General features: G+C 47.9%; 19 protein-coding genes, 2 other RNA genes and 2 pseudogenes. 19 read left to right on the top strand and 4 right to left on the bottom strand.

The annotated features are described in order from the left end of the window. Positions 1–47 precede the first annotated feature (47 nt). The 18 genes from smpB to MKX76_RS21410 all read left to right on the top strand — a co-directional run bounded on the left by smpB (position 48) and on the right by MKX76_RS21410 (position 16,616). Complete coding sequence (smpB, locus tag MKX76_RS21490) at positions 48–527, top strand: SsrA-binding protein SmpB (protein ID WP_007132695.1); 480 nt, start codon at positions 48–50, stop codon at positions 525–527. Positions 528–794: 267 nt separating this feature from the next. Further along, positions 795–1,162: a transfer-messenger RNA gene (gene ssrA / locus MKX76_RS21485) on the top strand. A gap of 94 nt (positions 1,163–1,256) precedes the next feature. Continuing rightward, positions 1,257–1,454 (top strand): hypothetical protein, encoded by a 198-nt coding sequence (locus MKX76_RS21480; RefSeq protein WP_210094321.1) that lies wholly within the window; start codon positions 1,257–1,259, stop codon positions 1,452–1,454. A 75-nt stretch (positions 1,455–1,529) separates the two neighbouring features. Further along, positions 1,530–1,913: a hypothetical protein gene (locus MKX76_RS29800; protein WP_445669849.1), complete on the top strand. Its 384-nt coding sequence runs from the start codon at positions 1,530–1,532 to the stop codon at positions 1,911–1,913. Between the two features lie 91 nt (positions 1,914–2,004). Continuing rightward, positions 2,005–2,277, top strand: a transfer-messenger RNA (tmRNA) gene (gene ssrA, locus MKX76_RS29795). A 98-nt stretch (positions 2,278–2,375) separates the two neighbouring features. Beyond that, the gene (locus tag MKX76_RS21470) at positions 2,376–2,828 is read left to right on the top strand and encodes an HNH endonuclease (protein ID WP_341034601.1); all 453 of its coding nucleotides are present in this window, start codon (positions 2,376–2,378) and stop codon (positions 2,826–2,828) included. A gap of 445 nt (positions 2,829–3,273) precedes the next feature. Beyond that, entirely contained in the window at positions 3,274–4,347 is a 1,074-nt protein-coding gene (locus tag MKX76_RS21465; RefSeq protein ID WP_341034600.1) for an AI-2E family transporter, read from the top strand. A 264-nt stretch (positions 4,348–4,611) separates the two neighbouring features. Further along, entirely contained in the window at positions 4,612–5,502 is an 891-nt protein-coding gene (locus MKX76_RS21460) for an ABC transporter ATP-binding protein (protein WP_341034599.1), read from the top strand. A gap of 41 nt (positions 5,503–5,543) precedes the next feature. Further along, positions 5,544–6,287 carry an ABC transporter permease gene (locus tag MKX76_RS21455; RefSeq protein WP_341034598.1) on the top strand — a complete coding sequence of 248 codons (744 nt, stop codon included), beginning with the start codon at positions 5,544–5,546 and terminating at the stop codon, positions 6,285–6,287. Further along, the gene (locus tag MKX76_RS21450; RefSeq protein ID WP_341034597.1) at positions 6,288–7,460 is read left to right on the top strand and encodes a sensor histidine kinase; all 1,173 of its coding nucleotides are present in this window, start codon (positions 6,288–6,290) and stop codon (positions 7,458–7,460) included. After that, entirely contained in the window at positions 7,461–8,066 is a 606-nt protein-coding gene (locus MKX76_RS21445; RefSeq protein WP_341034596.1) for a response regulator transcription factor, read from the top strand. A gap of 673 nt (positions 8,067–8,739) precedes the next feature. Further along, positions 8,740–9,534 carry a sensor domain-containing protein gene (locus MKX76_RS21440; RefSeq protein WP_341034595.1) on the top strand — a complete coding sequence of 265 codons (795 nt, stop codon included), beginning with the start codon at positions 8,740–8,742 and terminating at the stop codon, positions 9,532–9,534. A 359-nt stretch (positions 9,535–9,893) separates the two neighbouring features. Next, on the top strand, positions 9,894–11,147 hold the full coding sequence (locus MKX76_RS21435; protein WP_210094312.1) for a mechanosensitive ion channel family protein: 1,254 nt from the start codon (positions 9,894–9,896) through the stop codon (positions 11,145–11,147). A gap of 144 nt (positions 11,148–11,291) precedes the next feature. Next, positions 11,292–11,522, top strand: a complete 231-nt coding sequence (locus MKX76_RS21430) for a DUF1259 domain-containing protein (protein WP_341034593.1) — start codon at positions 11,292–11,294, stop codon at positions 11,520–11,522. A 262-nt stretch (positions 11,523–11,784) separates the two neighbouring features. Beyond that, positions 11,785–12,429 carry a TetR/AcrR family transcriptional regulator gene (locus MKX76_RS21425; protein ID WP_341034592.1) on the top strand — a complete coding sequence of 215 codons (645 nt, stop codon included), beginning with the start codon at positions 11,785–11,787 and terminating at the stop codon, positions 12,427–12,429. 150 nt (positions 12,430–12,579) lie between these two features. Beyond that, positions 12,580–14,904: an ABC transporter permease gene (locus MKX76_RS21420; RefSeq protein ID WP_341034590.1), complete on the top strand. Its 2,325-nt coding sequence runs from the start codon at positions 12,580–12,582 to the stop codon at positions 14,902–14,904. Then, positions 14,904–15,662, top strand: a complete 759-nt coding sequence (locus tag MKX76_RS21415; RefSeq protein ID WP_341034589.1) for an ABC transporter ATP-binding protein — start codon at positions 14,904–14,906, stop codon at positions 15,660–15,662. The genes MKX76_RS21420 and MKX76_RS21415 overlap by 1 nt, the downstream gene beginning before the upstream one ends. 111 nt (positions 15,663–15,773) lie before the next feature. Further along, the gene (locus MKX76_RS21410; RefSeq protein ID WP_213613336.1) at positions 15,774–16,616 is read left to right on the top strand and encodes an aldo/keto reductase; all 843 of its coding nucleotides are present in this window, start codon (positions 15,774–15,776) and stop codon (positions 16,614–16,616) included. 98 nt (positions 16,617–16,714) lie between these two features. Here MKX76_RS21410 and MKX76_RS21405 read toward each other — a convergent pair whose 3' ends face one another. From MKX76_RS21405 to MKX76_RS21390, 4 genes and pseudogenes are all read right to left on the bottom strand, one after another. Further along, positions 16,715–20,722 (bottom strand): endo-1,4-beta-xylanase, encoded by a 4,008-nt coding sequence (locus MKX76_RS21405; RefSeq protein ID WP_341034588.1) that lies wholly within the window; start codon positions 20,720–20,722, stop codon positions 16,715–16,717. Between the two features lie 432 nt (positions 20,723–21,154). Next, positions 21,155–21,657: pseudogene (locus tag MKX76_RS21400) on the bottom strand (SRPBCC family protein). A 12-nt stretch (positions 21,658–21,669) separates the two neighbouring features. Beyond that, on the bottom strand, positions 21,670–22,002 hold the full coding sequence (locus MKX76_RS21395) for an ArsR/SmtB family transcription factor (protein ID WP_210094310.1): 333 nt from the start codon (positions 22,000–22,002) through the stop codon (positions 21,670–21,672). A gap of 24 nt (positions 22,003–22,026) precedes the next feature. Continuing rightward, positions 22,027–22,362, bottom strand: coding sequence for a DUF1801 domain-containing protein (locus MKX76_RS21390; protein WP_213613331.1), 336 nt, complete (start codon positions 22,360–22,362; stop codon positions 22,027–22,029). Between the two features lie 146 nt (positions 22,363–22,508). Here MKX76_RS21390 and MKX76_RS21385 point away from each other — a divergent pair. After that, positions 22,509–23,095, top strand: a pseudogene (locus tag MKX76_RS21385) (sugar phosphate isomerase/epimerase family protein); the annotation flags it as partial. Positions 23,096–23,328: the final 233 nt, after the last annotated feature.

Below are 23,328 nucleotides of genomic sequence, written 5' to 3'. Positions count from 1 at the left end.
GCCGGGAGTCCTTTTTCCATTTACTGCTCATGACAAGGAGTGAGACCATGGGTAAGAAGAGTGACGGGAAGGTTCTGGCCCAGAACAAGAAAGCTTCCCATGATTACTTCATAGAAGATACGTACGAAGCGGGGATGGTTCTGACCGGGACCGAGATCAAGTCGATCCGTAACGGCCGTGCCAATATTGGCGACGCGTTTGCGACAATTCGCAATGGCGAGATCCACATTCACAATATGCACATCAGCCCGTTTGAGCAAGGGAACCGGAGCAATCCATCCGACCCGACGCGTGCGCGGAAGCTGCTGCTGCACAAAGAACAGATCCGTAAGCTGCTAGGTCAATCCAAGCAGGAAGGATATACGATCGTTCCGCTTAAAATCTATATCCGCAACGGCTATGCCAAGCTGCTGCTGGGCCTCGGTAAAGGTAAGAAGCAGTATGACAAACGTGCGGATGCTGCCAAGAAGGACGCGCAGCGCGATATCCAGCGGGCACTGCGGGAGAAGCAGAAGATTGTGCGTTGAGGAAGCAAGTTGGCTTTTTGAGTGGCATGTTTTAGCTGTGTTACCTGCATTATATATATCATTTTGATGCAGTTTGTGATATACTATTTGATGTAAGGCAAGATCGATTCTTTGACAACAGCATGCAGTAGACGGCATTCTTTCTTTGGAGGGAAGGAATGCGAACGTTTGATTGACTACTGTGGCTGAATCATCTTTAGATCTAATCCAGGTACCCTTTTTGGCGGAAACGTCAGGTGCTTCGCGCATCGGCATTTCTCCACATAAGGGGGCGTTCTTTGGATTCGACGGGGATAGTTCGGACATGAGTAGCGGGTAGTGGGGACGCGTCCACTTCATCAACGCTAAAGCCATAATAACTGGCAAACAACAAACTTCTTACGCTGTAGCAGCTTAATAACCTGCACGCGTGCTCTCGCTCTGTATCGCCCATGTACCGGGATGAGGGCTCAACTTTAGTGGGATACGCAGTCACATCTCCGCCTGGGGTGTGCTGAAGAAGACAATCAGGCTGGGCATAGCGAAAGCCGGTTACGGGGCGTTTGCTTTGCCGACATTAAAACTGTAACTACACCCGTAGAAACTTGTGTTGTCGTTATCTTCGGACAGGGGTTCGACTCCCCTCGCCTCCATACATACCAATGATAGAGCCATCAGCCAGTGATCTGGTTGGTGGCTCTTCTGTTTATGATATAATAAGCGTAATTAGAAAACTGGAGGGGACTCAGGATGGTTGCCAATCGAGAGCAGCTCCAAGAAATTCTGAAAAAAGCAAATCAACATGCACGCAAGCAAGCCAAGGAGTCAGGGGCATCCATTTACTATATCAAGGATAATAAACGAGTTCGTGAGGATGCTAACGGAAATAAGTTCGAAATCATTTATGATGCAACCGGAAAACGACATGAGTTCGAATATCATGAATAAGCAAAAACCAGTTATGACGGTTTTTGCCGGAACAAATGGGGCCGGAAAAAGCACGCTCAGTATGCAGATGAGGACATGTTAGGCGAGTTGGTTGATCCTGATCAGATTGCGCGTGAACTAAAACCAGATGATCCAAGAAGTGTCGATCTTTCGGCGGGAAGAGAAGCGGTCAAAAGAATCAGATCGTTGATAAAAAGACAGGAGCATTTTGCCATTGAAACTACCCTATCAGGTACATTTGTTTTAAAGCATATGCAAGTTGCTAAAGAAAGCGGTTATGACATCGTCATGTACTATATTGGACTTCAAGATGTACAAATGCATATTGACCGTGTGGCCTCTCGTGTCGAGCAGGGTGGACATTGGATTGCAGAAGAGGATATTCGGTTTCGATACGGCCAGTCATTGCAAAATTTAAAGCCTGCACTAGCCATTGCAGATCATTTTTATTATAGATAATACAAATGAACCCATGATTGTTGCTGAAATCGCAGGAAGTAAGCTGATATATTGCATAGATCATATACCTGCTTGGTCTGCAAGTGTTATTAGAGACCATAGTTGATGATGTATTCTAGGGGATATTACAGCTTAATAACCTGCACGCGTGCTCTCGCTCTGTATCGCCCATGTACCGGGATGAGGGCTCAACTTTAGTGGGATACGCAGTCACATCTCCGCCTGGGGTGTGCTGAAGAAGACAATCAGGCTGGGCATAGCGAAAGCCGGTTACGGGGCGTTTGCTCTGCCGACATTTAAAACTGTAACTACACCCGTAGAAACTTGTGTTGTCGTTATCTTCGGACAGGGGTTCGACTCCCCTCGCCTCCATCTTGAAAAACACCATCCGCATGAGGATGGTGTTTTTGTTTTATATTAATACTATAGGCTAGAGCATGTCTTACAGATGGAGTGAAATCGATGAATCATAGTCATGATGGAGAGGATCGATTGATAACGGTGCTCAATATGGATGGTCAACAGCTAACCCCGTGTTTGCTCCATCGGGCTTGGCGGGAAGTTGAGCGATCGCGAGCAGTCTGGATTGATGAGCAGACGATCCAATTGCTTTATAATCCGTTCTTATTCCGGGGCTATCGAAAAGCTGCACTGAAACGAGATCATCACACTTGTTTGTGGTGCGGAGGACACGCCACGACAGTAGACCATATTATCCCCTCAAGCAAAGGCGGCTCGGATCTTCCCCACAACCTGATCGCTTCATGCAGCGAATGCAATACGAAACGCGGAAACCGTCCGGCATGGTCCTATCTCAAAGAAAACGTACGCGCTGTTCCGAATCTTATAAAGCTGTGCTGGCGTATCTTTATCGCGAATTACAGACATCGCCCCATGAAAAAAGGGGACACTTGAGTAAAGGTCTAGAATTGTTGTTTCGACCGACCGAAGTCTTTGCAGCAATCGTGACGCGCTCCTTAATTTTGCCGACATTAAAACTGTGACTACATCTGTAGAAACTTGTGTTGTCGTTATCTTCGGACAGAGGTTCGACCTCCCTCGCCTCCATACATACAGTAAAAAAGCGACCCTAATTGGTCGCTTTTTTGCTTGTTACCACTTTTAGCTTCAGTCTGAATTCAACATGTTCTTTGTAGAAGGGTTTGCTTTCTTATTACTTGGGGAGGGGGCAGCCCCCTTTGCCGTCATTGTATGTGTCTTGGGCAGTAGAAATGGCATGTGTTTTATTGCTTAAGTGCCGACATTTCATAATGTAACAATCTTCATATATAATTGAACTGTCTAAGTTGAACTCCGTAAATGATTAGATAACTAAAATATAGTTAAATGAGGGAAGCGAATGAATTTTTTGCGGGAGTTTTTTGCTAACAATATAGTAAGAAGAATTCTATTCCTCCTACTAGTCGTTTTATTGCTGTATAGCTTGAGAGATATGCTCAATTTGCTGTTATTGCTGTTTCTTGTTACCTTCGTCATGGGACGCCTCGAGCAATATATTACGAAGAAAATATCTAAGCTGTTTCCTATATCGCCTATTGTCGTTAATACGGTATTGTATGCGGCTTTAATATTTGGGCTTGTCTACGGAATTCTCCATTATGTTCCGAAGCTCATTAGTCAAATTTCTGATTTGTATTTTTCCATTATCCGATTTCTAAATACACCTCAGTCAGATGAAATTGCTGCGCTTGTCTCCTCCGCACTTAGTAAGCTGGAATTAGAGCAATACGGAAGCCAGGCACTAAATTATATTCTGAAGCTAGGCAAGTGGGCAGAGGTTATCATTTTTGTTATTGTATTGAGCTACTTCTACTTAATCCAGAAGAAAACCGTCAATGACTTTACAGATAAGTTGAGCAAAAGCAAAATAAGCTGGGCTTACAATGAGTTTAAATATTTTGGCCAAAAATTCACCTCCTCCTTTGGTAAAGTGATCGAGGTTCAATTGATGATCGCCTTGTTGAACACGATTCTAACGACGATCGGGTTGTCGATTTTGGGCTATCCTTACTTGTTCGCTCTAGCGATTATGGTTTTTCTACTAAGTCTTGTGCCGGTAGCCGGTGTTGTTCTTTCCTTCATTCCGATCAGTATTATCGGTTACCAGATTGGCGGTATCTCAACCGTTATTTGGGCGATTGACATGATTTTGATCATCCATGCAGTTGAGACATACTTCTTAAATCCGAAGCTGTATGCTCATAAAACGAAGCTGCCGATGTTCTACACCTTTATTGTTCTTATTTTCTCCCAGCACTTCATGGGGATCTGGGGGTTAATTCTCGGGATTCCGATCTTTATGTTCCTGCTCGATATTTTCGAAGTCGATCAAAAAAACACGGTATCATCAAATATTGAAGCTGCACAGCTTTCAGGAGAAAACGTAAGTCCTAGGAATAATCAACAGCCCTAAGGCACTTCCCGAAATAATCTTGCTGTGTTCGATTAAAAATGTAAAATCCTTATCGTTTGCAAAGCAAGACACCTCACTCAAAGAGTATCAAATGTACATTATGCATAAGAAGGGCCTTTAGAGGTCCTTCTTTTTTTGCCCCCTTTTTTTCTGACATTTGTCATAATCGGCTTGTGACAACCCACACTAATTGGTTCTCGCGCTTTCTCAATATAATAAGGACATCAAGGAACGAAAGAAGAAATTAGCGGAGGTTAGTACAAAATGACAAAGGCGATTGAATGTATCAATCTAGTGAAGAAATTCGGCGATTACTGTGCCGTTGATCATATGAATCTATCATTTGAGAAAGGTCAAATAACAGCATTGCTCGGACCGAATGGGGCAGGCAAGACAACCACCATTTCCATGATACTTGGAATGATCAAGCCAACATCAGGAGAAGTCAGGGTCTTGGGGATGCCATCTGGAACAAAAGAATTACGGCAGCGCGTTGGAGCGCTTTTGCAGGATGTTAAAGCAGCAGATGGACTTACGGTGAAAGAAGTGCTTCAATTGTTCCGCAGTTATTATCGTAATCCGATGTCGCTAGAGCGATTGTTAGACATTTCGGGTCTCCACGCGGATCAGAAACGACGCGCATCCTCCCTGTCTGGAGGTCAACGTCGTAGATTAGCTTTCGCCCAGAGTTTGGCGGGGAATCCGGAGCTTCTCCTGCTGGATGAACCAACCGTCGGAATGGATATCGAGGCTCGTGGCCGCTTTTGGGACACCATCCAAGCGCTGGCAAGTGACGGACGTACGGTGCTCTTAACTACACATCATTTAGATGAAGCTGATGCTGTCGCAGATCATATCGCAGTCATCGCCAGGGGACAGGTTGTTGCGGAAGGGACTCCGGCACGTTTAAAGGCACAAACAGCACTTAGAACGGTTTCATTTCGGGCGGCAAATGCGCCAGCCCAGCAGGAGTGGCTCACATTACCTGGTGTAGAAAAGGCGGAATGCAACGGCGAGCGGATTCGCCTTTATGCCCAAGAGACCGATGTATTGTTATTTACACTGATGCAGTCTGAATGGGGAATTTCCGATATTGATATACAATCCGCCAGTTTAGAAGATACATTCCGAAGTCTTACAGGCTCAAATAAATAAACGATTATACGATAAAAAACATTTTTAGGAGGAAAATAGCCATGTTCCATATGTTTGTTGCTCAGACGAAAGCAGAAAGTATACGAATTATCCGCAGTCCATTTTTCTTACTCTTCTCCATTGCGATGCCGCTTGCTTTCTACTTTTTATTTGCGAGTATGAACGGGGTAGATCAATCGATCCAATCAACAACTTGGGGTGTCTTTTCATTGATGTCGATGACGGCATTCAGTTTGATCGGTACAGCCGTATCTCAATTCGGCATCCGTCTATCGTTTGAGCATCAAGATGGGTGGGTACGCCTGTTGAAGCTGACTCCACTATCTCCTGCCGTCTGGATTGGCAGCAAAATCGTATCGCAAATGGCTGTTCACTTGATCGTCATTGTTGTTATATTTGTATCTGCCGGCCTTGTTCATGATATACAATTGACAGCCGGGCAATGGATTTTATGCGGATTATGGTTATGGATTGGGAGCATATCTTTTCTGGCGCTTGGTGCCTTGTTAGGAACGCTTAAAAATGCGAATACCTCCGTTGCCATCGGAAATGTATTACAGATGGGACTTGCCATTGTGGGGGGGCTTTGGATGCCGCTTAGTACTTTGCCGAGCTGGATGGGATCGGTCGGGGAATGGCTTCCATCTCACCGTTACGCTAATGGGGCGTGGAATATGATCGCTGGAAAAAATCCAGCAAGCATCGATTTCATAATTTTGACAGGATGCGGACTCCTCTTTATGCTACTATCAATCTATATCTATAATCGACGGGATGCGGTCTAATTGAATAGAGAAAAGTGGCGTCTCTTTCCAAAATCGGAAGGAGTCGCTCCTTATATTTTGTTAACAAATTTAATGATACCCATGTACTTTCTACTCTATGAGCCGTCAAGTATACAGTGGCTTGGCTTTGTTCTGTTAGGTATATTCGTTCTATTGTTTCGACAATCCTACTTTTATTTAAAGTGGGCCACGCCAATATTGATCGTTCAGGTGGGTATACTTTTGATTTTAGCAGCTGTATTTCACCCTATGTATACGTTTATGGGTTTTATGATCGCTGCTCCGCTGAGCAAACAAAAGCTGCCGATGTTACTCTCTATAACGATCGTTTTCACTGTAGCTATGGGATTTATCGCTGTTCCTTACTTGGACCGGATGGGCAGCCTAGTATGGATAGGGCTGGTGCCTATGTTTGGCATCTGTATTCTGCCGTATATTATTCGAACTTCGACCCGATTTCAACATAAGTCTGCGCGGCTGCGGGCAGAAACGGCTGAACGAATGGCACAGCAGGAGGAGCGCCAGCGGATCGCACGTGAATTACATGATACATTGGGACATACGCTGTCATTAATCGCACTAAAAGGTGAGGTCGTTGAGAAATTGGTCAATCGTCAACCCGAGAGAGCGATAGCAGAGGCTCGTGAAATACGAGAAACGGCACGCGCAGCCTTGAAACAAATGCGAGAATTGGTTACGGAGATGAAAGTTACATATCTCGCTGACGAATATAAGCATGCTATATCGTTATGTTCAGCAGCGGGCATACAGCTTTTTTTCCAATATCAATCGATTTCAGATCCCAGACCTTCTAATGGAGGGACGCAAGACGCCTTAGTGAACAATCCGCTTCCGTTAACACCCTTGCAGGAGACGATTTTGGCGATGTGTTTTCGCGAGACGATTACAAATGTGGTTCGACATAGCCGAGCAACAAGTTGCAGCGTTCTTCTCGACATTCAGGAAGGGGAAGTTCGTGTATCCGTAAGTGATGACGGTATTGGGGCAGATATGGATCAATTCTATACTAGCAGTAATGGCCTCGCCGGTTTACGGCAACGGTTGGTTATGATCGATGGTCGTATGTCGCTGTCTTCGTCCCCAGGCAAGGGGACGGAAGTCACCTTACATATCCCTAGGGTAATACGAAATGAAAAGGTAGGTAGTGCTTAGATGATTCGTATTGTTTTGGCAGAAGATCAAAAGTTATTAAGGGGAGCACTGGCAACGTTACTCTCGTTAGAAGATGATATTGAAGTCGTCGGTCAAGCTGAAAATGGGGAAGAAGTGATGTCCATGATTCAGCAATATGAACCCGATGTAGCTGTTCTGGATATTGAGATGCCGCTGAAAACGGGGTTAGATATTGCGGAATTGGTTCAAAAAAATAAGTCAGCTGTTCGTGTCATCATCTTGACGACATTCGCGCGTCCTGGATATTTCCAGCGGGCTATGCAGGCAGGAGTTTATGGATATCTTCTTAAAGATACAGGCAGCGAGGAACTGGCTGATGCGATTCGTCGGGTTTATGATGGGAAACGCGTCATCAATTCAGAATTGTCGCTCGCGGTATGGGATGATCCATGTCCATTATCACCCAGGGAGCGTGAAGTCATGAAGTTGGCTGCCCAAGGCTTAGTTCTTCAAGATATTGGAGCACAGCTGTTTCTATCCTATGGAACGGTACGGAACTATATGTCTGAGGCGATTGGGAAGCTTGGGGCGAATACACGGATCGAGGCAATCGATATCGCACGTAGCAAGGGTTGGTTGGATTGAGGAGAACTCCGAGAAATTCTGAAAAAGCGGGTCAATTTTAATAGGATTTACTGATGTAAAGGCGAAAGAAAAAAGCCCCGAACAACGGAGCTTGTATGCTATAATTTGGAATGTACAACACACCTTGAGTGGGTGGGGCTTCCTCCGGAAAGGAGGTGAGTCCATATGAACTTCTCTTTTTCCGATGTGATCGTATTCGCAGGGTTTATCGTTGCGTTACTGACCTATATCGACCGAAAAAAGAAGTAACCCACTCTTAAGGTTGGCAAACCGTGGGTTACTTCTCTGGACAAGCATTACCCTGGAGGGAATCCCCACTCAAGAGGTTGTGCTGAGGACGGACTGCCATCCGTCCTTATTTCTATTCTTATCTTATCATACCCGGTTTTAGTCCTCAAGGATCAGCATTAATGAAGATCCCCCGTATAGTCCAGTGAATGGGTGTACAATCCCTTCGCCTACATATATATCAAAGAGCAACGATTTGAACTGGACCCTTTACAGAAGCTCCGATTGAGAATAGCCGAAGAATAAGTTCACCAGAGCCAGGCCCATTCCTAGTCTAAGGTCTAGGTTCAGATACCCCTTAAGACGGTTATGTCAGGTAAATGAGGCGGTTATAATGAATTTATATAACTCGCTGATACGTGATATATGAAGCCAAAAGGGGTGTTTGAATTTGAACACAGAAGTAACGAACACGGCACGGGCAGGTAAGGTGAAATGGGTGCTTTTTAATCCGAAAACCTATGCAACGATCCTCTATTTATTGCTATCCCTCCCGTTAGGGATTATTTATTTTACAGTAGGGATAACGGGACTGGTATTATCAATCGGTCTAACTCCCATATTTATCGGAATACCGCTGTTCTTTGGCGTAGCGAAGCTGTTGAACGGGATTGTGCTCTTTGAACAAAGCATGATTAGGCAAATTTTGGGCCTTCCTGCCCCATCCGTTTCATATTCCTACCATCAACAGCCTGTAGCTGGGCAGAACTGGTTGAAACAAATGGTGAGCGGTTTTGACGGAGCGCTATTTATTCGAAATCTGCTGCTCGTATTCCTAAGGTTTGTTACTGGCATCGTATTCTTTGTTATAATGGTAACGGTGATTTCACTGGGACTCGGATTGATTGCTCTTCCCGTCGTGCATATCATTTTGATGAATGAATTGAAGCTTGATATTTTGGAGAATAGCTTGTTCAGTTATTTCCATATCGATTGGACTTATAATCAGCAATACCTGCTGTACGTAGGCGTTGGTCTTGTCCTGTTCTGGGTCGCGCTGCGCGTCGTGAATGGGCTCATGCAAATTCAGCGCAGAATCATGTACGTAGATGAACCCTATCAACGTCCGTCCGTGTCCATGGAACCCCCAAGCCATGAGCCTTTTCAGCCGCAATATGATGAGTACCTGGAGGATCAGCCCGCTCAAGGGATGATGCAGCCAGCCTATAGAGAGCTTTAAAAGCTCTCCCAAAAGCGACCTTAATTGGTCGCTTTTTCGTTTGCGCCCGGTTATGCCTGAAGTATCCTAATCTGCACCTTGAATCTGTTGCTTTCAGAAGTTAGAGATATGCCGGTAAGGATGGCTAGAAATTCGGGGTCGTCTTTATCCATCTATGCCTTAAGAAGGCGATGGTTGAAAGAAGTGTGGTACATATAACCATTGAATCTGTCTTTCCTTTACCTCGGGTCTCCATCTACTTTATAATAGTAGGCTATATAAGCTGAACGAAATGAGGTGTAGACAGCACGAATATTTTACGTACTAGGCAGTGCATCAATTTCATACTCATATAGGAAACAAGGCTTTAGGAGGCAACAATGGATTTTATCAGAAATCAACTAGACGGATATGGCATGAGCGAGCAAACGGTGATCTATCTTTCCAACATGATCATGGTCCTTTTCATCGCGCTGGTCTCCATACTGGCCAATGTTATAACCAAAAAGATTGTGCTGAAGATCATCATTCACATCGTCAATAACAATCGATATACGTGGGACAATATCATTGTGGAGAAAAAAGTGTTTCATAAGCTCTCGCACCTGGTGCCGGCAATCATCATCTATTATTCGGCGTCGATCTTTCCGTCCTATCAAACTTTGATTGAAAAGGCAGCCATGACTTATATGATTATCGTAACGATCATGGTATTTAATGCGCTGCTCAATGCGTTTGATGCGATTTATCGTTCGTTCGAGGTTTCCAAGATCAGGCCGATTAAGGGATACATTCAGGTAGCGAAGATCGTTCTTTACATCGTCGGCGGCATTGTGGTCATCTCGAACCTCATCGGTCAGAATCCCTTGATTATTCTCAGCGGGCTGGGTGCATTATCGGCTGTGCTGATGCTAATCTTCAAGGACTCCATCTTAGGCCTGGTGGCAGGCGTTCAGTTATCGTCAAATGATATGGTGCGTGTCGGCGACTGGATTGAAATGCCGAAATACGATGCGAACGGCGACGTCATCGACATTACCTTAAACACGGTGAAGGTGATGAATTTCGATAAGACGATTACCATGATTCCAAGCTATGCACTCATCTCCGACTCGTTCAAGAATTGGAGAGGCATGCAAGTATCCGGCGGCAGAAGGATCAAGCGCAGCTTCTATGTTGATACGACCAGCATCTGTTTTTGTACCAAGGAAATGATTGAGGAATTTCAGAAAATTCACTACCTTACCGACTATATCACGACCAAACTAAGCGAAATTAATGCGTACAACCTCGAACACCAGATTAATACGGAGAGCAAAGTGAACGGCAGACAACTTACGAATATCGGCGTGTTCCGGGCATATATCCAACAATATCTGAGGCATCATCCGAGAATTCATCAAGAAATGACGCTGATCGTCAGGCAGTTAGAGCCGGGAGATAACGGGCTGCCATTAGAAATCTATGCATTCAGCAATGATACCACCTGGGCAGTGTATGAATCGATTCAAGCGGATATTTTTGACCATATTTTCGCAGTCGCGCCGACATTCGGGCTTCGTGCCTTCCAAAATCCAAGCGGCCATGATATCGTCCAACTCAAGCAAAGCCCGGAATTTTCGCGGGGATATTGAGGCAGGGATAGAAAATATTCATTAGAAGGCGACCGGACCTGGTCGCTTTTTTTAATTTCATCTCCCGATTCCTTACAAATCGGGGTAATTTGGATTTCTTAATTCAAAATAATCCGCCTTGGGCCAGACGGTTGAGCTCTATGTTTGGGAGAGACGGTTATTCTGACAAAGGAAATCACCCCCTTTATTTCCCGGCTGCGCAAGCATGGAATCAAGGTAACCGCGCTTCATAACCATTGGTTATTTACGAATCCGAATCTCTGGTATATTCACTTTGAAAAGCTGGATCAACCGCTTGACTTCGCAAGTGATAGCCGGGATACGCTGAATGTATTAACGACACGGGTAGTTCGGCCTGTGATTCATAAAAAATAATATAATTAGCCATCCTTCGATCACACTAGAGTCGAGGTTCCATAGAATAGGGGCTCAGAGAGCACTAACAGAGGCTCAACTCCCTCGCCTCTTCTGGAATCCACAGCCATGCCGGTTGTGATTTTTCTTATGTTTAAAATGGGTAAAGAATGACGCTTCATGGAAACGAACTCCGACGACAAGAAACTCTTTCTTGACACCCTTCCAGCATATGGTATCATTTTACCGACAGACAGTCGGTCTAATCCAATGGAGGGATTGCATGAGAGTTGTAAAAAAAGCGGAGGAACGCAGGAACGAAATTCTTGACGCGGCGGATGAGCTTTTCGGTCAGAAGGGCTTTGACGGAACGAGCACCAATGATCTCCTCGAGAAGGTCGGCATTGCGCGTGGAACCTTGTATCATCACTTCAAGTCGAAGGAGGATATCATGGACGCCCTGATCGATCGGTATGCGGCCCGCCTCTTGGAGGGGGCACGGGGAATTGCCGCGGACAAGAGCATCCCAGTCGTTGAGCGGATTACCCGCGTTGTGATGGCGCTGAACCTTAGCGGCGGAAGCAGCCAGGAAATTATGGAGCATATTCACAAGCCGCAGAATGCGCTCATGCATCAAAAAATACAAAAGGTCATTATCCATGGCGTTCCTCCGATCCTGACGGAAATCATCCGCGAAGGGATTACAGAGGGGCTGTTTCATACACCGTTTCCGTATGAGTGCATGGAAATGGTGGTGATCTACGCGACAACCGTATTTGATGACGATGTGGTTGCCATGACGAGCGAGGAGCGGTTATCACGAATGGTCGCGTTTATTTCCAATGTCGAACGACTGCTTGGCGCGGAAAGCGGAACGCTGATGGATACATTGAAGATGTTTGGCGGAGAAGGGGGGAGCCATGAGTAGACCGGAGAATTCGTTCTGGAGGCTTCTTCCGTTGTGGTCGGGACGGGAAAATATCGTCTTGATCGGTATTTCAGGATTTCTTTTCTTCGTCATGCTCCCGTTTGCCGGCACAAATCTGGATGTCAGGAAGCCTGAATATCGAGGTGACTTATGTATTTCAGAATAATTCGCAACGATATGCTAAAAAGCAAATGGGTCACGTTCACAACCATGCTGTTCGTTGCCGCTGCAGCTATGCTTGCATCCCTTGCGGCTATTCTTTTCGTCCATTTGTCCGGGGCGCTGAATGAACTGATGACTACGGCAAAAACGCCGCATTTTCTGCAGATGCATGCAGGCGAGGTTAATACGGAACGACTTCGGACTTTTGCGGAGCAGAATCCCGATGTGGATGAATATCAGGTGCTCCAGTATCTGAATCTAGACAACGCCCGGTTTCAATTTGGGGAACAATCGCTTGCGAATAGCGTTCAGGATAACGGGCTTAGCGTGCAAAGCGAAAAATTTGATTATCTGCTCGATCTGGACGGTAACGTCATCCATGTCTCCGAAGGGGATCTCTATGTTCCGGTCAGTTATATGAAGGCCGGCCTCGCACAGGTTGGAGACAAGGCGACTGTAAGCGGAAAGTCGTTTACGGTAGCGGGATTCCTTCGAGATTCGCAGATGAATTCCGCGCTTGCTTCCTCCAAGCGATTTCTGATCAGTGCCCGAGATTTCGAGGAGCTTAGAGGCCTTGGAAATGTAGAGTATTTGATTGAGTTTCGATTGAAGGATTTGTCGAAGCTGAGCGAATTCGAAGCGGCTTATGCCTCCGCAGGGCTTGAAGCGAACGGACCAACCATAACCTACCCGCTGTTCAAAATGATTAACGCCATCTCCGACGGAATGATCATTGCGGTTATTCTTCTCATTAGCGTGCTGGTCGTTACGATTGCGCTAATGTGCATACGCTTCACGCTCCTTGCGAACATCGAGGACGATTACCGCGAAATCGGCGTCATGAAGGCAATCGGGATGCGGATCTCCGACATCAAGAAGATGTATCTTGCGAAGTATGCGGCGATAGCGGCTGCAGGCGGTATGCTGGGTTTTGTCTTTTCCTTAGCCTTCAAAGACAGGCTGCTCGAGAATATTCGGCTTCATATGGGGGAAGGCGGCAATTCTTCATTAGCCTGGCTGCTTGGAATCGCCGGCATCCTGGCTGTGCTCCTTGGAATAATGGCTTATGTAAATCATGTTCTCAGACGTTTCCGGAACATATCCGCCGCCGAAGCCATCCGCTTTAGTATGTCGCAGGAAAAGGCAGTCGGTACCAAACGGTTTACCCTGAGCGGAAACAGGCTCTTCAGCACGAATATATTCCTCGGGCTAAAGGATGTTCTGGCAAGGAAAAAGCTTTATGCGACCTTGCTCGCCGTACTGGTCATTTCGGCATTTATCGTCATCGTTCCGCAGAGCCTGTACCATACGATTTCGTCCAAAGGCTTCATCCAATACATGGGGATCGGCAACAGCGATATGCGCATTGATATTCAGCAGACCGACAATATGTCGGAGAAAGCCGCTGGAATTATGAACATGATGGAAAGCGACGACGCTTTTTCAAAATATTCTCTGCTTGCAACCAAAGCATTTAAAGTAAGAACGGAGAACGGGGTGGAGGAAAGGCTGAACGTTGAGCTCGGTAACCATTCCACATTTCCCTTAGAATACACCGAGGGAGATGCGCCAGCCGCAGACGATGAAATTGCCCTTTCGTCTATGAATGCCGATGAGCTGGGCAAAAAGGTCGGAGAATCCATCATGCTGGTAGTTGAGGGAAAGGAAAGGAAGCTGACGGTAAGCGGCATCTATTCCGATATTACGAACGGCGGCAAAACCGCCAAGGCAGCGTTCGCCGATCATTCGGCAGACGTTATGTGGTATGTGATCTATGCGCAGCTTTCGGAACCGTCTCTTACCGATCGTAAGGTCTCGGAATATGCGGAGAAATTCGCGTATGCCAAGGTGTCCGACATCGATGAGTATATGGCGCAGACCTACGGCTCAACCATAAGCTCTGTCGGCAAGGCCTCCCGTACCGCTACGGTCGTTGCGCTGACAATTATGATCCTAATCACCCTGTTGTTTATGAAAATGCTTGTGGCCAAAGACAAATATGCCATTGCCGTCATGAAAGCGCTCGGGTTTACGGACAAAGACGTGAAGGCGCAGTATATGTCCCGTTCGGTCATCGTCCTCATTGTCGGCATCGTCCTCGGCACCATTCTAGCGAACACGCTTGGAGAGCGACTTGCGGGCGCTGCGATCTCCACCTTCGGAGCATCGGCGTTTCGGTTTACGGTCGATCCGCTGTCTGCGTATTTGCTCAGTCCGATGATGATGATCGGTTCGGTGCTGATTGCGACCGTGATCGGCACATCAGGCGCGCGGCACATCAAAATATCCGATAGTTTAAAGGAGTCAACCTGATGAAGAAAATGATTGTCGGTGATCATATCGTAAAATCTTTCGGCGAGGGTGATGAAAAGCGCAATGTTCTTGACGGCGTCTCGGTCCATATCAACGAGGGGGAGTTCGTTTCGGTAATGGGACCATCAGGCTCGGGGAAATCGACGCTAATGTTTGCGCTTAGCGGCACGGATGGCATTAACGGCGGGAAGGTCGTCGTTGACGGCCAGGATTTATCGGAGCTGGGAGAGAAGGAGCTATCCGATGTACGAAGAACGAAGATGGGCTTTGTGTTCCAACAGCCGACGATGCTGAAGAATCTGAACATTCTCGATAACATCCTTCTTCCAGCCATGCGGGATAACCGCAAAAACTCTGCGGACCTGACGAAAAAAGCAAGAGCGCTTATGAAGAGGGTAGGTATTCAAGAGCTCGAGAAGCGCGACATGACACAGGTATCGGGGGGACAGCTTCAGCGTGCGGGAATATGCCGGGCGCTGGTGAACAACCCGATGATTATTTTTGGCGATGAGCCTACGGGCGCGCTCAACTCTGCCTCGGCGCAGGAGATTATGGACATTTTCTCCGAAATTAACGGCGAAGGCACGGCGGTAATGCTTGTCACCCATGACGCCAAGGTGGCGGCACGGACAGAACGGATTATGTTTATGCGCGACGGAGCAATTGTAAGTGAAATGACGCTTCCGAAGTATAACGGCATGAGGCTGGACGACAGGGTCGAGAAGGTAACGGCCAAAATGCGGGACATCGGCATATAACAGAGTCCGTCGCCAAAAAGGAGCTAACTGAATCATGAATGGGTCATGTCCCCTGAATGAGGTTTATAATAGGACTAGCGAGGACTCAAATTTATGTAAGGAGGCTTTCCAATGAATCAGAATGTTCCGGAGCTTACGCTAAATGACGGCTTGAAGGTGCCCGCAATCGGACTCGGCACTTATAGCCTGAAAGGCGAAGAAGGCGTTAAAGCCATGGCTGCCGCGATGGATGCAGGGTATCGGTTGATCGATACGGCTTTTAACTATGAAAATGAAGGTGCCGTCGGCAAAGCCATCAAGCGGAGCTCCGTTGCCAGGGAAGAGCTGTTGATTTGCTCCAAGCTGCCGGGCCGCCGCCATGCCTACAAGGAGGCGCTCGTAACCATCGAAGAGTCGCTGTACCGAGCGGATCTTGATTATTATGATCTTTATCTGATCCACTGGCCGAATCCCAAGCAGGATGTGTACGTGGAAGCCTGGCAGGCGATGATTGAAGCCAAAAAACGCGGATACATCCGGTCTATCGGGGTTAGCAATTTCCTTCCCGAACATATTGACCGTCTAATTAAAGAGACCGGGGCAGCGCCTAGTTTGAATCAGGTGGAGCTTCATCCTTTCTTTGACCAGGCGTACCAGCGGAAGAAGGATGCGGAGCATGGCATTGTTACGGAATCGTGGAGCCCACTTGGGCGCGGCAATGATATCGTGCAGGATGAACAAATCGTCCGAATAGCCGAGGCTCATGGAAAGACGGGAGCGCAGGTGATTTTGCGCTGGCACACCCAGCTTGGGGCCATTCCGATTCCTAAGTCGGGCTCCCTTCAGCATCAGACGGAAAATCTCGATATTTTCGATTTCGAGCTGACTGCGGAGGAGATGGATGTCATTTCATCCTTCAGCCGCGAGGATGGACGGTTGTGGGGACAGGATCCGAGCACTTACGAAGAATTTTGATCGTAGTAAGCCGCTTCTTTGGCCAATATCCCCCATCATCAAAATCAGACGCCGATATTTAACCGGCGTCTGATTTTTCGTCCTTTTCTATTGCTGTACTACAGCTTCCAAATACGGTACAGAATCACTGCTGCTTCGGCGCGGGTGAGGGGATCGTGCGGTGCAATGCGGCCGTTCTTGCCGTTTACAATCCCGGACTTGACCAGTCGGGCCGCACTTTCCAATGCATAACCGGAGACGCTTGCCGCATCGCGGTAACCGTCTAAGCTTCCGGTACCTTCGAGGGACTTGCCGGCTGCCGATAATGCCCGCACGGTCAGCGTCATCATGTCTTGTCTTGAGATCGGCTCATTCGGCTGGAAGGTCTGATCTTGAAAACCTTTTACGATTCCGAGCGCATAGGCGATGTCCAGCTCGCTGTGATCGAAACCGGCAGACTCGGCATCGCTGAAGCCTGCTTGCAGAGCCGCTGTCCCTTGGCCGTCGGATCCCTTTAACTCGAGCGCTCTGACAAGAAGTGCGACGAAGTCGCCTCTCGTCATAAATGCTTCGGGAGAGAAGCGGCCCTCGGACGTCCCTTTGATGACATCCCGCGCAGCCATATGATGAATGGCTTGCTCGGCCCAAGGAACCTTTTGCAAATCTTCGAAAGACTTGGCTTCGTAAGCTATAGCGTAGGTACCGAAACGGGTCGTTTGAAAAACAACCGCGCCCGCCGATGCATCATATCGGCCATTTGGAATGACCGCAACCTTTCCTTTGCCGTTGCCGTCCATGTACCAAACCACCAGGCGCTCCGGATTAAGCAGTTCTTTGGCGGTTGGGGTATATGGAATTTTGACCGTTACAGGAACCTCAGGATGACTCCAGTCTATGGCTTTCCCGTCTGCCGAAAGACTTAGATCGATGGCTGGTCGGCCGCTGATCCGTTCGAGGTCCGCTGCAGCCAGATGAGCCGTTGAAGCTGTGCCTATGCGGATCGACACCTGTTTTGCGGCTTTTGCCGCTTGCGACAACCCGCTGCTTGGGATATGAAGGGTCGCGTTGTCCGTTTTCAACACAAACTCAAAGGCTGGTTGGGCGTTCAGGCTAGGGCCCGGCAGCTGTACTTCATATGCATCTACGTCATTTTGAGGGGCCACTTCAATTACGATTTGTTTCTTGCCGTTGGGGTTAGGAGTGGCTAGCCCAAGCGCTTTTGCGAGATCATCGCTAGCAATGGCGCCTACTGCATGTCGATTAGCGACCTTCACTGCGGGCTTGATGGTAATCAAGCCGTTTTCGTTCCTAATGCTTCCGGCTTGCGGGGTGCTTCCATTGCCGGAGCCGGGATTGCTGCCATTGCTGCTGCTTGGGCTGCTTCCATTGTTGTTACCTCCACCGCCGCCGTTCCCAGGACTTGCGGGTTTGCCGTCTAAGGTAACGACGCCGAACACGGAAGGATCCTGATAGCCGTTGCCGGTCGTATCATTCCACGCGGCAACGCTTTGGCGAGCGCCGTCTTTCGCGTCATTGATCTGGGCGTCGAAGCCTATTTTAACCTGATTTGCAGGTTTGATGGATTTGAAAGGGATCTTTGCTTCCACCGTGTAGTTCGTTCCGGAAATTTTGGTTGCGGACACAAAGTCTTCTGCGATCGCTGGAGGATTAAATGAGGTCTCATTTTCAAAGTTGATTCTGTACTGCCCGTCATCCGCTTGATAGAACGTTGTTTTGGCATTGTTTTCGTCCAGGAAAATTTCAACGGAGTCCTGCTCCCATACATTCACGCTCGCTTTATCAAGCTGGGCGTCGCTAACCTGGATCAATACATATAGATTGTGTTCATCCCAGAGCGTTCTGGCCACCCCGGTCGCACCCTGCCAGGCCGTCTGGTATTGATGGATCGACATCTCGGGAGCTTGGCTCCAGATCGGGTCGACTGTTCCGTCTATGCCAGGTGTGCCATACATGGCAGTGGACTGGTTGGCATCTTTCGAATCAGGTTGGTGCTCCTGAATAAATGTATCAGGATCAATGACACCGAAATAGGCCGGTTTGGCCCGCAAGTTCTTATCAAACAGCAGCGGGTTGGAGGCGGCCCGCCAGCTTGAGCTGTCTTCAAGGCCCCAGAAGGTAACGCGGCTGATATGAGCCGCATGCTCCTTGAAAATTTTCATGAGCTGGGCATACAAATAGCCTTGTGCATTGGCTAACTGCTCGGAGAGCTGGTGGTTGCTTCCGGCCTGGATATCAAGCTCGCTGATGGTGATTTCCACGCCCAAGGAGATAAATTTCTCCAGGGAGCGCTTCACGTTTTCCGGATTCGTGTTGATGTTGTAATGTCCCTGCATGCCGATTCCGTCGATGAGCAGCTTGCCCGGATGGTCCAGCGCATACTTGTCATTGATTGCTTTCACCATATTGTAAATGGCCTGGGCCTTATTCTGATTGTCTTCGTTATAGTCATTGTAATGAAGCTTGATATCCCATTCCGGATGTTCATCTAGCACTTCCCTTGCCGCGAGAAATGCCTGCTCGACATAATCCGGACCGATGGCCTGATACCAAGGGGACTGACGCAGCGAGGCTTCCCAATCGGACGGATTCGGCGGATTATCGCTCATCGCCTCATTGACGACATCCCAGGAGATGACTTTGTCGCCGAAGTGCTCCATTACGGTGCGGATATGCGTGCGCAGATTCTCAAGGGCTTCCTCCCGGCTTAAAGGGATCGTATTCCCTTGTCCATCCTGCACCGTGTTCATCCATGCCGGGGACTGCTGGTGCCATACCAGCACATGCCCGTGCATCTGCATGCCCTCTGCCAGAACTTTATCTACCATGGCATCCGCGGCCGTGAATGTAAAATTACCCTTTGTCGGCTGCAGCGCATCCGGCTTCATCGCGTTTCCGGCGGTGGCCGCATTATGATGCATCGATAACAGCTCGAGCCGCACGCCTTCGAGATCCTCCGCTGTGATGGCGTTGCCGATGAGGAAATCATTTTGATACGCTTGTTTGACGGGAATCAAGTCTTTCTCGATTTCGACGGGGCCGGCGCTTGTTTTCTCGAAGCTGATGTCATCGATATAAAAGGATGCCGTCGCGTTATTCGAGCTTTCTACATAGATGGTTAAGTATTCATTCCCCACACTGTTGTACCGATAGGTTCCCTCGAACTGGACCCATCCGTCGCTGGTGCTGATCGTTTTGGGGGAAAGGGCCACATAATTCGCGCTGCTTCCGGAGCCGATTTGGGAGGACAGCTGGAGCTGCGAGCTTGCGGGCTCGATCAATTTGATCCATGCCGTGACTTTATATTCGCTGCCTTGATCAACGTATTTCTCGACTCGGAATGATGGCCCGTGCCATGTGGCTGTACGGCCTTCTACCTTCAAAGAGTAAGAGCCGCCGGGGGTATGGTTGGCTTCCTGGGTGACGGTCAACGTTTCATTACCGGATCTGCCTTCAAATCCGCCAGCCGTTTGGTCTTCAAAATCGATGGGAGTGAAGGGTAAAGCGGGTTCCCTAGGAGGCTCTTCCTCACCATCACCGCCGGAAGCCGCCTTCTTGGTGATCCGTATATCCCCGATGTAGAAGGGAACCGTCTTCCCGTCCTCGTTGGATTGAACCCGGAGGGCCGAATCGACTTCGGTATTAACGGTGAATTCTTTAGTTAGCTGTACAGGCGTGCCTGCGGCAAAATCCGCACCGGCCAGCCAACCATAGCTGTCTACCGTTTGAAGAAAAGCCTGAGCGCCTGTTGGCACAGGCTCATTGGCGTCTACATATACAGAGACGGTCACCGTATACGTTATGCCGTTCTCCAAGCCCAAGTCGACGTATTTGAAATCGGCCGCGTCCCAGTTATTGGCTCGGTTGCTTACATACAGAGCGCCTCCGTCCTCATTGCCGGCAAACGCTTTATTGGATACATGCGATATGCTGGCACTGCCGGATTGCACCGCTTTTCCTACGCCCGTCCCAAAGGTTTCATGATAAACGGTTTCGGTGGCTTCCGGTTCCTGTGCGTCAGCCCGAACATCAGGGGCTCTCCAGCCCGTCGGAAGAAGTAAAGCTGCCGCGATCAGAATCGAGATGCCTTGTTTGATCCATTTACTCATTTACTGTACTCCCCCTAACCTAAGAATATTAAGCGCTTTCATTACTTGACAGGCGGCCTCCTTTCTCCAGAAATTGTAGCATCCAGTTAGATCCAGTGTCTTTTTGCAAATTAAAGGAGATACTTAGTTTTTTACATACATTTGTTGGTTAGAAGCAGAAGAGAGTGGAGGAGCGGTGACCAAATACTGAAGAGGATGCCGATGCAGCCTCTTTAAATTCCGGCATCACTGAACTGAACCAACTCACCGTTGCGGTTCATGACCTCGTGATACGTCTTGCTAGCTCGTCGAAGCCTCTTGGGGTATGCTTCTGAGCAGAGCTGCTTTCGAGCAGCTTTATCGCCAATTCTTCCGTCTACTTATACGATAACAGACGAGAGAGCTGCGGAGCGATTCACCGCAGCTCTCTCGTCAAAGCAGATTGTATCCGCATTATTGTTGACTTGCCAAGTAATTAGCAAGTTGCTCGAACGTGCCTTTAAAACCTTGCGAAACCATTGGTGCCATAGCATTGTACGCTTCCTGTTCCTCAGCAGAGGCGTTGAGCGGTCCACCTTGCAGTGTCAGCAACGTCTTTCCTTCGTTTTCTTCAAGCGTTAGGACATTCAGTATTTCAAGGGGCCAGTTCGGATTGAACGGGGCTCGAATAATGTTCCCTTCTTCATCGGAGAAGGATTGTACCCATACCAATTTCTCAGGCGCCTTTACCTCATGGTAAACAAATCTGCCCCACATGGCATGCTGCCCATCCGGAGACTTCTGGCATCCCAGAAAAATTCCCCCTGGACGGACATCCATTTTTTCCACCTCAAGCGAGAATCCTTGGGGACCCAACAGTTACCAAAGTGCGCTGGATCGGTCCACACCTTAAATACCAGTTCTCGAGGGGCGTTAAACTCACGTTTCAATACAATGCCTTGTTGTTGGTTCTTCATTACACTTCCTCCTTAGGATTTAGGGATAATTCGTTCTTTATTCAGATGATCAAGATAATCGGATAGACGGTCAAAACGTTCTTCCCACATCCCACGAAATGATTCTAGCCAATCATCCAGCTCTATTAGGGGTTCTAGGCGAATTCGATAGATTCTTCGGTTGGCGTCCGCATGTACTTCAACAAGACCTGCCTCACTCAAGATTTTCAGATGTTTGGATGCCTGCGGTTGCCGAAGGTGCAAGCGATTCGCTATTTCTCCGACCATTAGCGGACCCTCGCGCATCAGTTCAATGATCTGCAATCGGTTGGGTTCCGCGAGCGCATTCAAGGTTGTCGTATTCATTAGTCCCTCCCGATGAGATGATCGTTATAAAGAGCTGGAGGCTTGTTTGAGAAACCCCGACAGCATTGTAAGATCCAGATTGTCCCCTTCCCGCAATTTAATCCACTTTCGTTCGGCAGGTCCTTCAAATCCCTTCGGAAAGTCAATCCCGTTTGCATTCATGATCATGAATGCAATGGCGTCCTTTGAAGGCGAAATGACAGCTGCGTAATGTCCGTTTTTCAGAAAATGAGGTTTTTTGTACTGAATACGTTCTTCGGCCTCCGGAATCGTTTCATGAACCATGTCCCGCAAGATTGAACTGACCTCACCTTGCCACTTCGGCAGATTTTCAATGTAGGCTGTAACTTCCTGATTCACTTTGTTTTCCCTCCTATTTGGATATTGCATTCCTTATGAATTGAATATACCACAACAGGAATATTCCTGTAAAGGAATATATTGATTTTCAGGAAATTGATAAAACATAAGCAATCGATTTTTACCTACATTCAAAATCGGCCTAATTGACGCCAGCCTCCCAGGTCGGTGTCCGCGAAAGACTTCATAAAGCGAAAGCCATCGGCGCAGACGGAGTGCAAATTTATGCGGTAACCGGAGAGATGGACCTGGCGGCCTTGACGCCGGCCAATCGCCGGGAGTGGAAGTGTTCATCGAGTCACTCGGGCTGGAAATTTCCGCGCTTGCCGGCGATTTAGGCGGCCACGGCTTCCAGGATCGGGAGCGAATCCAGCTAAAGTCGAGAAATCGAAGCGTATTCTTGACCTAGTTGATCGAGTTGGGCACTCGTGTCGTTACGACATATATCGAAATCGCTCTCTAAGACGAGAACAGCGCGCCGCCTATGAAACGATGCATAACGCATACAAGGAGCTTAGCGAGTGTGCAACACTATTTTGCGATTGAGACGGGACCCGAGACAACGGCGCATTTAAGAAGCGCGCGGCTTGGGCTCGAAGGGCATGTCAGGAACTTCGACCCGGCCAACATGGTATTGGTCACCGGCGACTATCCATTATAAGGTGTTTATACGCTGCGCGACTATATCGTTCACACGTACGCCAAGGACGGCATTCGCTTGCGCGAGATCGATCAGCACAGAAACTCGGCGTTGATGCAAAATCAGTCATGAACTGGGAAGCTAACAAGGTAATTCCATCATAGATTTTTCTTATATAGACCATTTTGTAAGAATAGTTGAAATATTAAGTTTACATTTAGTTTTAAAAAAAAAGGCCCATGGAATGGGCCCAATTAAGGAAGTGTATAATCGTTCTCATGCCAATGTATACAGAACTTCTCAATACGTTCAGGCTAAAATGACTC

This window comes from Paenibacillus sp. FSL R5-0810 (genome assembly GCF_038002285.1).
GTDB lineage: Bacteria > Bacillota > Bacilli > Paenibacillales > Paenibacillaceae > Paenibacillus_AQ > Paenibacillus_AQ lactis.
Note: the sequence above shows the minus strand (reverse complement) of the source record. Positions and strands in the feature narration are given on the sequence as shown.